The following is a 13,462-nucleotide window of genomic DNA, read 5'->3' on the forward strand; positions in this document are numbered from 1 at the left end:
CCACCTTGGGCATCGTATTAAATTTTGTATTAAATTTGCAATTTAACAAATGCGCCAGAACTATGTTGACACAAATCACACCCGATACTCGAGATTTGCCGGCATCAGACTTCGGCCGGCAACTTTTGGAGAGAGCCGGATGTTTCCTACGGCTGTCGGGAAACGTGTCGGCTCCGCAAGACTATCGCAGCCTCCGCGAGGCATATCAACGCGCAGTCGCCTCAGGCACAGACTTTACGGATGAATTCGGCCTCAATGAGATAATCCATAGCCTTGATACAGCCATTTTGCTGTGCGAAGGTTTGAGTCCCGACCGTGTGATGTCGCTCGCCGTGATACTCTCTCCTCTCTATAGCGCCGGTCATCTTACAGAAGATGAAATAGTCAGGCAGTGGGGTAGTGATGTAGCACGACTGCTGCACGGACTTAACAAGGTGTCGGAACTTTACTCGCGCAGAACGGCTGTTGACAATTCCAATTTCGGAAAATTGTTGCTCACTTTTGCCGAGGATATCAGGGTGATAATCATAATGATCGCCGAACGCACGGTGGTGATGCGCTCGATCAATCATCATCCCGACACAGAGAAGGTGATGACAGTGGCGTCGGAGGCCAGATATCTTTATGCGCCGCTCGCACACCGACTCGGACTTTACAAGATGAAGAGCGAGCTTGAGGATATGTCGCTAAAGTACTCCAATCGCGACATATACACACGTATAGCCCGCAAGCTAAATGAAACGAAAGCGAGCCGCGACGCATATATCGACTCGTTCATAGCGCCTGTAAAGGAGGCTCTCGAGCGTCAGGGACTGAAATTTGACATCAAGGGCCGCACAAAGTCCATATCGTCGATATGGAACAAGATACAGAAACAGCACAATGATCTGGAACATATCTACGACCTTTTCGCCATACGTGTGATACTGGATGTGGCTCCGGAGCGTGAGCGCAGCGAGTGCTGGCTTGTTTATTCCATTATCACCGACATGTATCAGCCCAATCCAGCCCGGTTGAAGGACTGGCTAAGCATACCTAAAAGCAACGGCTATGAATCGCTGCATATCACAGTGATGGGTCCCGGCGGCCGCTGGGTGGAAGTGCAGATAAGATCACGCCGGATGGACGAAATAGCCGAAAAGGGTGTGGCCGCGCACTGGAAATACAAGGGTATCAAGAGCGAAAACAATCTTGATGCGTGGATGAACCAGGTGAGGGAGGCGATGGAAAATCCTCAGGGCGGACCGTTGGAACTGATGAAGGATTTCAAGATGGATCTTTATCAGGAAGAGGTGTTTGTGTTCACTCCGAGAGGCGATCTGTTCCAGCTGCCTCTCGGCGCCACAGTGCTCGACTTCGCATTCAATATCCACTCGAAAATAGGATGCACCTGCACAGGGGCAAAAATCAATGGCCGCACATGTCGCATAAACCATAAGCTGCGCAGCGGCGACACGGTAGAGATCATAACCTCAAGCAATCAGACCCCGAAGGCCGACTGGCTCAACTTTGTGGTCACTTCGAAGGCCAGAAACAAGATACGCCAGAGCCTTAACGAACGCCGGCAGAGATCGGCCGAACTCGGTAAAGAGATATTGCAGCGCCGTTTCAAGAACCGAAAGGTGGAAGCCGACGACGCGACAATCACGAAAGTGATCAAGAAGCTTGGTTTCAAAACAGCTACCGACTTTTACTGCAGTATTGCCGAGGAGGCTATCGATCCTGCAACAGTGATGACCTGTCTGGAAAACATAGACAGTCATCAGGAAGTCGCGGCAGAGGTGCGATCGGCCGAGGAATTCTCATTGCAACAGCCTACCGATGACGATTCGCAGGCCAACGATGTGCTGGTGATCGGCGACAATATAAAAGGGGTCAACTATCGTATGTCGAAATGCTGCAATCCCATATATGGCGACAAGGTGTTTGGCTTTGTTTCGTCAGAGGGTGTCATAAAGATCCACCGGGAGGATTGTCCGAACGCGTCGAACATCCGACTGCGTTATCCCTACAGGGTGATACCGGTGAGATGGTCGGGCAAAAACGGGCATCAGTTTGCATGTACGCTCCATGTCGTAGGACACGACGATATCGGCATCGTGACCAACATTTCATCAATTATCAACAAAGAGAAGGACACGAGTCTGCGCAGCATCGCCATTGATTCACATGACGGTCTGTTCAAAGGCACAATGACAGTTGGCGTGTCCGACATAGCCACATTAGGCAATCTGATCAAAAAAATCAAAACTGTAAAAGGAGTAAAAGATGTTGAACGCATTTTGTAAAAGTATGCTTGCCGGAAGCCTCTCGATAATGATATTGTCGGGCTGTTCGGATAATTCAAAGGCTGCCCGTGAACTGCTTTCGCAGGCCGAGTCAATGGCGGTATCGGGCGATTATCCCGGTGCACTTGCACTGCTTGATTCGGTCGACTCACGTTATGCCGCGGAGGTAGAGGTGCGCCGCGACGCCATGAGCCTTCGCCCTCGCATAATGGAAATGTTAACGCTCAAAGAGCTGTCGACGGCCGACAGCATGATTGTACAGCTCACCATCGAGGCCGATGCCGTCAAGGATGTCATGGCTTTTGTAGAAGATTCTTTTGAGGGATACTACACGACCAAAGCCCTTAAAGGGAAGGTGCCGGCCGAAAAACCGGGACTTTATGCGAGAATGAGTGCCGACGGTATATATACTGTTGTATCGAGTTGTCCCAAAGGCACAGAGAGCACGGCCGTAGGCCTTAAATCGGGCGATGATGAAGTGATGTCGGCACGTGTAGCACACGACGGCGAACGCAACGACAGAAGCCGCGGAGTAGAGATCATCAATTTTATGCCTTCGGAATGCGACACTCTCGGCGTATTTGCCGAAAGGCATACCGGCGACGAGATCAAGGCCACATTTTTCGGCGAAAAGAAAAATCACACCATGACTCTTCCTAAAGATCAAGCCGAGGCTCTTGGAAGCGTGCACAAGGCATCGGTGATAGTGGGACGCCTTCATAAGGCGCAGCTTGAGAAGACTCGTCTGGAACGCCAGCTCGACGTGGCACGCAGCCAGATGGCTCGCACATTCAGAGAGAAAGAGTGATCTGATCCATTAAAACAACAGCGCCCGGTGATATCAGACGACACCGGGCGCTGCTGCATTATAGTTTGAGAAATCATGGTGGAATCCTCAGGAACACTGAGCGGGAATCAGAACGTCATCGAATAACGGTTGAGGCGTGCGAGGGCAAGGTGATAAAGATACTCTGTCTGAAGGAAAGTGCGCCGTGCCTCAAGAAAGAACTTGACTTCCGTAAGGTATTCTATGCAGGTCATCTGTCCTGCACGATACGCCTTCCTGAGCAGTGCGATATTGTCATCGCCGTTTATCACTTTATCATACTTCGTGTAATTGCGATATAGATCGAGTGCTTTGCGACGATCGTTCTCAATCATGACTGTCGCCTCGTTAAGAGCGGTTTCGGCCTTCAGGCGATTCTGCATGGCTGTCAGTCGGCTTTTGGATGTCGCATGCCGGTTGGAGAAGATAGGCAATGTCAGTCCGAAAGTGACTCCATGCCATCGTTCATCGCCTTCGTTTTCATACGTATATCCCACAGAGACCCCCGGATATGACATCATCTGACTGGCTTTGACCATTTTTTCGTCAACTTTCATCTGCTTGCGCCCTGCCTTAATCATCGGGTCATTTTCGGTGATCTGACGCTGATATGACTCCAACGGAAGTATCATTTCGTCGGGATAATCAGTCAGACGCTCAACCAGAGTAGAGCAGTCGTGCCCGTTATTCAGCACTGTCAGTGCGGCAACCTTGTCGTCGAACTCCGCCACGGCGGTGCGGAGTTCCTCCTCCATGCCTATACGCACGATTTCCATCATATTCATGTCGAGCCGGGTGATCTCGCCACCTTCCATAGCCTTGCGGGATATAGCACACATTGAAGCTATCGTATCGGTCATCTGACGCGTAAGCATCATATTTTTAGCTGAATAAACAACGTCGATCATGGCCTGTTTGACTTCAAGCATTCTTGAAAGCAGCCCTGCCCGGCGGGTAAGCCCTATGACTTCCTGCGCAGCCTTGATACCCTTGGCTCTGGCCGAGTAGGCTCCGGGCCAGTCGAATCCTTGACTTACGCTGACATTCCATTTATTGCCGGTTGGTTTCTCACCCCACAGGTATCCTATCTCTATTTCAGGATCCTGCAGATTGTTGGAACTTTTGAGATCCTCCATGTCGACAGCAAGCGACAGCGAATCGACTGCAAGCGAATAGCTGCCGGAAGCCATTATATAGGCCTCACGGTTGAAATCCAATGCAGTCTGCGCCGACGCTGCGACTGGCGATATAATAGCCAAAAACAATAGTATCGATTTCATTTCCGTTGATTATATGTTTCTGAAATTCTGTAAATGACCGGTACAACAACAAGGTTGAGGAAAGTGGACGTCAGCAGTCCGCCGAGAATCACTATAGCCATAGGGGATTGTATCTCATTGCCCGGCTCTGATCCTCTTACAGCAAGAGGAATGAGTGCGAGCGCCGATGTCAGTGCCGTCATGATGATAGGATTAAGACGGTCGACCGATCCATGGCGGATACGTTCTGACAATCCTTCTCCTTCGGCTTTGAGAGTGTTATAGCGCGATATAAGAAGCATTCCGTTGCGGGTGGCTATGCCGAGCAGTGCTATAAAGCCGATAATGGCCGGAATATTGATTTCGCCGGATGTGACACGAAGTATAAGAATACCACCTATCATGGCCAGCGGCATATTGATCATGATGATAAGCGGCTGCCTGAAGTTCTTATATTCCTGATATAGCAGCAACAGGATCACCAACAGAGCGGCGGCTGAAGCCAACAGAAGAGTGCGCGAAGCTGATGCCTCGCTTTCAAACTGTCCGCCGTAAGCGATGTGATAGCCTTCAGGAAGTGTGACATCTGCATCGATGCTGCTCCTGATATCATTGATGACGCTGCGAAGATCGCGCCCGTCGACGTTGGCCGAAACAACAGTCCGGCGGCTGACATTCTCGCGGTTGACTGTATTTGGACCGGTCGTGGAAACAATCTCGGCGACGTAGCTCAAGGGTATCGGGCCCTGATCGCTCTCTACGGTTATTTCCGACATATTGTCGATAGTAGAGCGGGCTCTGTCGGAAGCTTTTACAGTCACATCATAGGGCATATTGCCCTCATATACCTGCGATACGGGCTGTCCGGCAATCATGACGTTGATGGCTTTGGCCAGTGCCTGATTGGTGACCCCATACTTGGCCATCATGATACGTCGCGGCCTGATATCAATCTGCGGGCGTCCGGTGGCTTGTTCGACATTTACATCCACCACACCCGGGATCTGCTTTATATTTTCGCCGATCTGAAGCGACAGATGATGCAGAGTCTCAAGGTTGTCGCCAAAGATCTTGATGGCTATCTGTGCTTCTGTGCCTGAAAGCATCGCGTCGATGCGATGACTTATGGGCTGTCCGATTTCGATATTGACACCGGGCAAAGCCGACAGGTTATGGCGGAGTTCGTTGACCATTTCACGTCGCGATCGTCCGTCAAGACGATATGGCGCTTCAATCTCCGAAACGTTGGCGCCGAATGAATGCTCGTCGAGTTCGGCACGGCCGGTTTTTCGGGCGGTGGTGATGATCTCCGGTGTGGAAAGAATGATGCGTTCGGCCTCACGTCCGACCTTGTCGCTCTCCTCAAGAGATATGCCGGGAAGCGCACTGATGTTGATCGTCAGCGATCCTTCATTGAACGGAGGCAGGAAGCTGCGACCAAGCGTGAAGAATATTCCGGCTGCGACCATAAAGAGCAGGGCAGTGGTAACCAACACAATGCGCTGACGGCGCATAGCCCAGTCGAGCAGACCGGCATAGACGGCACGTATCTTCCGTGTCAGCCACGGATCTTTGTCGAGTGCCTTAGCCGCTCTCTCCGAGCCAAGCAGATAGCTGCAGAGAACGGGGGTGACTGTGAGCGCCACGATCGTGGATGCTGTCAGAGCCACTATAAACGATATGCCGAGCGGTTTAAGCATGCGGCCCTCTATACCTGAAAGAAAAAATAGCGGCAGGAAGCTTGCTATGATGATCAGTGATGAGTTGAGGATTGGTAGACGCACTTCTCGCGATGCTTCGTAGACGATGCTGATCACCGGCTGGCGTGACGAAGGGGGCATCAGGTGGTTGGATTTAAGCCGTCGATATACATTCTCCACATCCACTATGGCATCGTCCACAAGCGATCCGATTGCGATCGCAATGCCTCCGAGGCTCATGGTGTTGATCGTAAATCCCAACTTGCCAAGAATAAGCAGTGTGACAATGATGGAAAGTGGAAGCGCTACAAGCGAAATCAATGTCGTGCGCAGATTCATAAGAAAGAAAAACAACACCACGATGACAAAAACCGCGCCTTCGAACAGTGAGGTCTGCAGATTGGATATAGATGCATCGATGAAATCGCTCTGCCTGAATATGTCGGTCGACACGTGGATGTCGGCGGGAAGTGTGGCAGTGATATCGTCAAGAGCCGATATGATATTATTTGTCAACTCCTTGGAGCCTTGATGCGGCTGCTTGGTGACTGTGATAAGCACAGCCGGTTCAGCATTGACCGATGCGGCTCCGAGCCGTGGTGTCTGCGGTCCGAGCTTCACTTCGGCAATATCGGCGATAGTCACATGTTTTCCCGACGACGTTGCCACTGCCGCAAGCTCTATTTCCTCAGCCCTGACAGTCGTGATATCACCCTTGATCAGGTATTCGTTGCCATAATCGTAAAGGATGCCTCCCGAAGCATTGTCGTTGAAAGATTCCACTGCCTCCATGACGTTGTCAAGACTCACGCCGTGGTGTCTCATTCTTTCGGGAGAGAGCAAAATCTGGTATTCCTTGACGTCACCGCCTATCACAGACACCTGCGAAACGCCTTCGAGCGAAAGCAGGCGAGGAGTTATGATCCTGTCGGCAATCGACCGGAGTTGCATCATCGATGTGGAATCGCTTGTCAGGCCGATAATCAGCATTTCGCCGAGTATTGACGACTGCGGACCAAGGGTCGGCGCTCCGACCGACGCGGGAAGCCCGGATGCCACAGACGACAGTTTTTCGCCTACAGTCTGGCGGCATTTGTAGACATCGGAATCCCAGTCAAACTCCACCCATACGATTGAGAATCCTGTAGATGACGAAGAGCGCACCCGTCTGACTCCGGTAGCTCCGTTAAGCGCCGTTTCAATAGGGAATGTAACTGTTTTTTCCACCTCTTCAGGCGCCATTCCAGGAGCTTCAGTCATCACTACCACCGTGGGCGCATTGAGATCGGGGAAAATATCGACATCGGTGCGAAGCATGGTCAGACAACCCCAGATGAGCAACAGCCCGGATATAATGAGTGTGATCGCTCTGTTGGAGAGCGATATCCTTAATATCTTGTTTAGCATATCGTCAAAAAATCAATGATTATGAGAATGTCCTTCAGGAGCATTCCCCTTGGTTTCAGCAAGTTTGACGAACACAGTGCCTTCGGTCACGACTTCATCGCCGGGCTTCAGTCCGCTTTTAATCTCTATCATCCGGCCATCGGTCATTCCGCACGTTACTGGCACTTTTTCATATCCGTGATCGTCTATGCGACGATAAGCGAATGTCTGTCCCTGCTGTTCGGTTACAGCCTCAGCCGGGATAGAAATAACGTCAGGTATTGGCTGTGACAACATATTGACTTCGGCGAATGCACCTGGGCTGACAGAACCGTCGTTGACAAAAGAAAATATGACTGTCACATATCCCTGTCTTGATTCAGTGGCGTTGCCTGAAACTACGCCCTCTTTGCGGCCATCGAGCTCGCTGAGCGCAATCCATCGGTCGGATCCGGGAGTAAGAATGTTGCATGAAGTCACTCCGGCAAGAGCAGGGTAGTACTTTTCAGCAACCTCGATTCTTAAGGTCAAGCGTCCCTGCCGTACAACTATGGCTATTGGCGTACCGACGCCTACGATCTCATTGTTATTAGCCGGCAATGCGGCGACAATGCCGGCGATCGGCGATGTGACTCTGCCTGATGCCGCAGTCGACGAATAGGCCGCCTGAGCCTCTTGATAGGCCTGACGTGCGGCATTCAGATCGCGTGCTGTGACGATGCCGTCGGCATACAGAGGAGTGATTCTATCCAATTCGCGGCGGGCGGCATCCATACGAGCCTTGGCTGCGGCATCGACATTGCCTCCACTTACGCCTTCAGGCCGTATATCGGCTATAAGCTGGCCTGCGCTGATTGACGAACCCACCGAAATACGGCTTGCAAATGTAAGTCGTCCGGCGACAGGACTGCTTATCATGATGTTGCTTTCAGGTGCGTATTCTATTGAACCACTTGCTGGAATGATGCTATGGAATTCAGCCGGAGCAATAGTTGTAGTCTTGATTCCGAACCGTTCGGCTTCTTCATGATGTATCACGATTTCCTCACCGTGATCATGATCGAGATGTGCTTCCTCTTTTGATTCCGCATGGTGGTGTTCCCCGCACGACATGACTGAAAAGGCCGCGACAAAGCAGGGGAGTATAATACTGATATTCCGATTCATATTTGTTTCAGATGTATAGTTAGAACTTTATTTAACGTGTAGATATTTTCTATGACAGAAATATCATGCACACGGTGGTGCTCTGAAACTAATGTATCTGAATGGTTTATCGGATAATACGGGATATTGATATTCGGTCTTTAGCTTGGTGACTGCAAACAAAAGGATCGGACACCAGCCATAAGCGGGACAAAGATCCGACAGGATATCAAACTGCTGCACTGACACACAGTGTTCTATACGTTTTTGGTCGGTAACCGACGGCAGATGCAGCGAACATTCATCGGGTTCGGATCCGATGTCATTTTTGTCAGCATGATGATCTGACGCAGCGACATGCATGCAAAGATGCCCGTCATTATCATGATGATGAAACTGCAGACAGCCGCACAACATCAACATAACCGAAACGGCCAATACGGTCATAAACCGCATGGCTGAACGGTTTATGACCGTTGCTATTGTTGATGATAATATGGCTGACTGCATGCAATATAATCGTGATCTGGTTCTTTTCGCAAAGTTACGTAATGTATCTTTATTTTCAAAATATCAGGGTTTTGAATATCTGAATATCCATCATTAACGACTTTTACGATTCTGACTGATGACATGGTAGGATACCCATTTTCACGACTATATACTTTTTGCCCATAACCGCTATTATGTAAAATTGCGCGGCAAAGGATAGGACATAAAGGGAATCCTCTGCTCCAAACTCTCCGGAAATATACTATATAGAGCTAATCGGACATATAAGACATATAAGACAGATAAAACCTATGGACTTGGTCTCATAAAGAAAAAGCTATGATATGTAATTGGCTGTGCCAATAAAGTGACTAAATTCGCGTTGTCATAATATGCAGGTCTGATAATACAAACATAAAACAATCTGCTAATACGAGCATCATAGGGTCTGCTGATACAGGCCACCAAATTTCATCTTGTAATGCCAATCACAGAGAACCCGATATCGGTAATATCAACACCGGAATCCATATCCAAAGATATGCCAGATATTTCAGTCATCGTAGTGACCTATAATCAGGAATCCACAATAGCCCGATGCCTGGAATCGATTGTCGCCCAGCGCTTCAACGGACAAATAGAAATAGTGATCGGTGAAGATGGCTCAAATGATGCGACAGCTGAGATATGCCGAAAATATCAGACAGACTATCCTGACAGAATACGACTATATTGCAACCGAAGGAACAAGGGGCTGATCGACAACTACTTCGACACTATGCTGAATTGCACAGGCCGATACCTGGCCGACTGTGCGGGCGACGACAGCTGGAGTGATCCGTACAAATTGCAGAAACAGTTTGATTTTTTGGAACAGAACAGCCATGTGGGGCTGGTACACACGGCATGGGAGTTTAACGACATCATCAACGGACAGACAATCTCCTATCGGCATAACAGTGAGAAAACAATAGTCTTTGAAAAGGGAAAGATTTTGATGCCACTTCTCAACAGAGAGTTAAGACCATACCCACATCTATCGACGGCATTGTGGCGGCGTGACGCCATGATGGCCGAATACCTAAAAGATCCGCAACTGTTCAGACATAGCGATAATACATGTGAGGATCTACAGATCATTGCCGCCATGGCATCGCGCATGGCTGTAGCCTATCTGCCAGATAAAACGTTGTTGTACAGTGTTGGGCACAAATCAGTCAGCTCAGAGGAATCTTTTTCGAAGACATTTGACTTCTATATCGGTACGGTTAGACTGACCAGACGACTCCATCTGAAATATGCTGTAGCCGACGGCGATATGCGTCTCTATTATCGCAACATCATGGATTTTCTTGCCGCCCAGATAATCCACGGCCATCTGACTGACCGTGTGACTCCCCTACGCTCCCTTGCTGATTATCTGCCGTTCAGACCGTCAGCCAAATATCGGTTGATAATGGCTGCCATGCGCTTCAAGGGGATCTCATGGGTCGCGGCAAAGCTATATCACCGGATTTCGAAACGGAAAGTAGTCAAATCACTATCGGACGCCGAATAGGGTACGAACGACAGATTTCCGCCAAGAGCTATCATGATGCGCCGGCTCAAAGCCAGACCGATCCCCTGCCCGTCGCTACGGGTGGTAAAGAACGGTACAAAAATATCATTAGCTACGGCATCGGATATTCTCGGGCCGTTATTTGACACATCTATGACCACATTCTCATCAGCCGAAACCCGTACTCGGATATATAATCGTGGAGTCACGACTGTTTCCATCACCTGAAAGGCATTAAGAACGACATTGCCGACTGCGCGCCCCAACAATGCCGGATCGGTCCAGGCCATCACACTGCCGTCGCACACTATTGACACGTCAGCATTACCAGCGCCTTGACACGACTGCAATATATCTTCAAGAAGCGGTCTGATCTCCACGAGCCTCATGCTCGGCTCCGCGATATGCGAAAAAGATCTAACACCGTTGACAAACTCCTTTATATCACCGCATATACGACTTATAGCCGATAAGCCTCTCACGGCTTCATCCGAATCGCTTTCTTCTTTCAGCATATCAGCTATGGACACTATGGGAGTAAGCGAATTGTTGATTTCATGCACCAACATCCTTGTCAGCCTGATCCACGACTCAGTTTCGTTGCGCTCTATCTCCCGGCTTATGTCAGTAATAACAATCGTTGTCAATGTCTTTTCGGCGACTTCAAGCACGCGGGCGTGGATATGCAGCACTCTGCGACCCGAACAGCCATCACCGATATCCTTACGGCACTCCCCTCCTGAAGGCATTTCGATTATGCTCCTGGCGATATCCGGCGCACACTCCTGCAGACGATCGATATGTGTCAGTACACTGACACCCAATATTTCCAATGCCTTGTCATTGGCCATCAAGACATATCCCCGACTATCCACCAGGATCACGCCCGAGCTGATATGACGCAATATTGTAGAGTGGACAAGTTCCTGTTCTACTGCGTTTTTCTTTAATTTTCTCAGAATACCAGCGATATCATAGAGCTGCAGGGCCGTTTCTTCCGACAGACCGGTAATACGTCGCGAATAATCGTCATTGCGCAAAGCATCAAGCAGCAGGCCTACAGCTCTTCTCTCACGCGTCGTCTTAACGAATACATTACGTGTTGCCCATGCCACGAAAGCCATAGATATCAGACCGAAAATCCACTCTCCCGATTTAAGCAGGGCTCCGGCCAGCCCCGAAGCAATCACCAAGAGCGCAATGGAGATCCACAATTTTTTCATAGAGCGTAGCGTCGCATTTTGTTGTAGAGTGTCTGTCGGGTGATGCCGAGCTGCTGTGCTGCCGCACTGAGATTGCCTTTGCATGCGTCAATGGCCTCACTGATCATCTGTCGCTCCATCTCCTCTATAGTCATTGCAGCCTTAGGTATCTCCGGGCTCACAGAAGCCACAGTCGACAGCTCGAAATCAGAAGCCGAAAGCGTGTCGGATGATCCGGATATTATCACGGCCTTCTCCACAGCATGACGTAGTTCTCTGATATTTCCGGGCCAATGATAGCCTACAAGACGGTTTGCCGCACTATCGCTGAGAGACATTTCGCATCCGCGGTATCGCGTTCCGAACTCTGCCGCAAAGCGTCGGGCAAGCACCAGAATGTCGTCTTTTCGCTGCCGCAACGGTGGAAGATGCAGACGTATGGTGTTGATTCTATATAACAGATCCTCTCTGAACGCTCCATCAGCCACCATGGCGTCGATATTGCGATTAGTGGCACATATAAGCCTGATGTCAAACGATACCGGATGATTGGATCCAAGCGCGGTCAACTGGCGGTTTTGCAAAGCCGACAGCAATTTGGCCTGCAGATGCAGCGGCATATTTCCGATCTCATCCATAAACAGAGAGCTGCCCGAAGCCTCTGCCAACTTGCCCTTGCGATCAGAAACCGCGCCGGTAAACGCTCCTTTTCGATGTCCGAACAGCTCGCTCTCAAAGAGAGTTTCGCTGACAGCTCCCATGTCGACCTTAAGCATCGGACGCTCTGCTCTCCCTGACAAGCGATGAATCTCCTCGGCAAGCAGTTCCTTTCCGGTACCGTTTTCGCCTGTTATAAGCACTGTGGCATCGGTAGCAGCCACTTTCCCGACAAGATCTTTAAGCCTCGACATTTCATCGGATTCTCCCCAGTACATGACCGGACTGCATGAAACATCACGATGTTTTCTGACCTTTGAGGCCGCGGCGATCAATATCTCCACTATGCGGTCGTTATCCCACGGTTTCTGTATGAAATCTGCAGCTCCTGCCTTGATGCCTTTGATAGCCAAAGGAATGTCAGCGAATGCGGTCATCAGCACAACCGGAAGCTGCGGATAGGTTGCCCGTAGTCTTTCGAGCCAGTATAGTCCTTCATTGCCATTATTGAACGCTGACGTAAAGTTCATGTCGAGCAACACCACATCCGGACGCCCGTCAGCCACAGCCGACATTATCACCGCCGGATTACGAATAAGCGTGACCTGCCTGAAGTGTCGCCTGAGCAACAATTCCAACGCTTCAAGCACACCACGGTTGTCGTCGGCCACGAGTATATGACTGTCATTCTTCATTTGATGCAAAAGTAGGTATTTTTTTGTTGCGATACTATGCCGCATACGCCTCACTGACGGCCATACAATAAAGAGTGTGGCCGCATCCGTGTCAATTAATTTTACAGCAGTGTAAAAATATCGAACAATCTGACTTCTGACTATCGAACAATTGATGCTAATTATCAACACTTTGCATTTTTGGCACAATAAATGCATCATTATACGTCAAAACCAACCATAAAAAATCACTACAATGCAAAAAATTAATTTC

Annotated in this window: 9 protein-coding genes; 3 read left to right on the forward strand and 6 right to left on the reverse strand. The window is 49.7% G+C overall.

Going from position 1 to position 13,462, the window contains the following annotated elements:
- The first annotated feature begins 95 nt into the window (after positions 1 to 95).
- Entirely contained in the window at positions 96 to 2,288 is a 2,193-nt protein-coding gene (locus tag NF347_RS05475; RefSeq protein ID WP_274946034.1) for a RelA/SpoT family protein, read from the forward strand.
- Between the two features lie 4 nt (positions 2,289 to 2,292).
- The gene (locus NF347_RS05480; protein WP_107034742.1) at positions 2,293 to 3,096 is read left to right on the forward strand and encodes a hypothetical protein; all 804 of its coding nucleotides are present in this window, start codon (positions 2,293 to 2,295) and stop codon (positions 3,094 to 3,096) included.
- A gap of 107 nt (positions 3,097 to 3,203) precedes the next feature.
- Here NF347_RS05480 and NF347_RS05485 read toward each other — a convergent pair whose 3' ends face one another.
- The 4 genes from NF347_RS05485 to NF347_RS05500 all read right to left on the reverse strand — a co-directional run bounded on the left by NF347_RS05485 (position 3,204) and on the right by NF347_RS05500 (position 9,115).
- A complete protein-coding gene (locus tag NF347_RS05485) occupies positions 3,204 to 4,394 on the reverse strand; it encodes a TolC family protein (protein ID WP_107034743.1) in 1,191 nt (396 codons plus the stop codon).
- Positions 4,391 to 7,480, reverse strand: a complete 3,090-nt coding sequence (locus NF347_RS05490; RefSeq protein ID WP_107034744.1) for an efflux RND transporter permease subunit — start codon at positions 7,478 to 7,480, stop codon at positions 4,391 to 4,393. The genes NF347_RS05485 and NF347_RS05490 overlap by 4 nt, the downstream gene beginning before the upstream one ends.
- A 12-nt stretch (positions 7,481 to 7,492) precedes the next feature.
- Complete coding sequence (locus NF347_RS05495) at positions 7,493 to 8,626, reverse strand: efflux RND transporter periplasmic adaptor subunit (RefSeq protein ID WP_107034745.1); 1,134 nt, start codon at positions 8,624 to 8,626, stop codon at positions 7,493 to 7,495.
- A 63-nt stretch (positions 8,627 to 8,689) separates the two neighbouring features.
- Positions 8,690 to 9,115 (reverse strand): hypothetical protein, encoded by a 426-nt coding sequence (locus NF347_RS05500; protein ID WP_306254332.1) that lies wholly within the window; start codon positions 9,113 to 9,115, stop codon positions 8,690 to 8,692.
- 523 nt (positions 9,116 to 9,638) lie between these two features.
- Here NF347_RS05500 and NF347_RS05505 point away from each other — a divergent pair.
- Positions 9,639 to 10,655 (forward strand): glycosyltransferase family 2 protein, encoded by a 1,017-nt coding sequence (locus NF347_RS05505; protein ID WP_161553790.1) that lies wholly within the window; start codon positions 9,639 to 9,641, stop codon positions 10,653 to 10,655.
- Here NF347_RS05505 and NF347_RS05510 read toward each other — a convergent pair.
- Both NF347_RS05510 and NF347_RS05515 read right to left on the reverse strand, forming a co-directional pair.
- The gene (locus NF347_RS05510; RefSeq protein WP_161553791.1) at positions 10,604 to 11,878 is read right to left on the reverse strand and encodes a sensor histidine kinase; all 1,275 of its coding nucleotides are present in this window, start codon (positions 11,876 to 11,878) and stop codon (positions 10,604 to 10,606) included. The genes NF347_RS05505 and NF347_RS05510 overlap by 52 nt on opposite strands.
- Positions 11,875 to 13,209, reverse strand: coding sequence for a sigma-54-dependent transcriptional regulator (locus tag NF347_RS05515; RefSeq protein ID WP_107034748.1), 1,335 nt, complete (start codon positions 13,207 to 13,209; stop codon positions 11,875 to 11,877). The genes NF347_RS05510 and NF347_RS05515 overlap by 4 nt, the downstream gene beginning before the upstream one ends.
- Positions 13,210 to 13,462 lie beyond the last annotated feature (253 nt).

The organism is Paramuribaculum intestinale (assembly GCF_030759015.1).
Classification (GTDB): Bacteria; Bacteroidota; Bacteroidia; order Bacteroidales; family Muribaculaceae; genus Paramuribaculum; species Paramuribaculum intestinale.

Bases quoted from the DNA above. Each gene is read 5' to 3' on its own strand.
- NF347_RS05505 (WP_161553790.1), top strand. From the start codon at position 9,639: ATGCCAGATATTTCAGTCATCGTAGTGACCTATAATCAGGAATCCACA.
- NF347_RS05500 (WP_306254332.1), bottom strand. From the start codon at position 9,115: ATGCAGTCAGCCATATTATCATCAACAATAGCAACGGTCATAAACCGT.
- NF347_RS05480 (WP_107034742.1), top strand. From the start codon at position 2,293: ATGCTTGCCGGAAGCCTCTCGATAATGATATTGTCGGGCTGTTCGGAT.
- NF347_RS05485 (WP_107034743.1), bottom strand. From the start codon at position 4,394: ATGAAATCGATACTATTGTTTTTGGCTATTATATCGCCAGTCGCAGCG.
- NF347_RS05515 (WP_107034748.1), bottom strand. From the start codon at position 13,209: ATGAAGAATGACAGTCATATACTCGTGGCCGACGACAACCGTGGTGTG.
- NF347_RS05490 (WP_107034744.1), bottom strand. From the start codon at position 7,480: ATGCTAAACAAGATATTAAGGATATCGCTCTCCAACAGAGCGATCACA.
- NF347_RS05510 (WP_161553791.1), bottom strand. From the start codon at position 11,878: ATGAAAAAATTGTGGATCTCCATTGCGCTCTTGGTGATTGCTTCGGGG.
- NF347_RS05495 (WP_107034745.1), bottom strand. From the start codon at position 8,626: ATGAATCGGAATATCAGTATTATACTCCCCTGCTTTGTCGCGGCCTTT.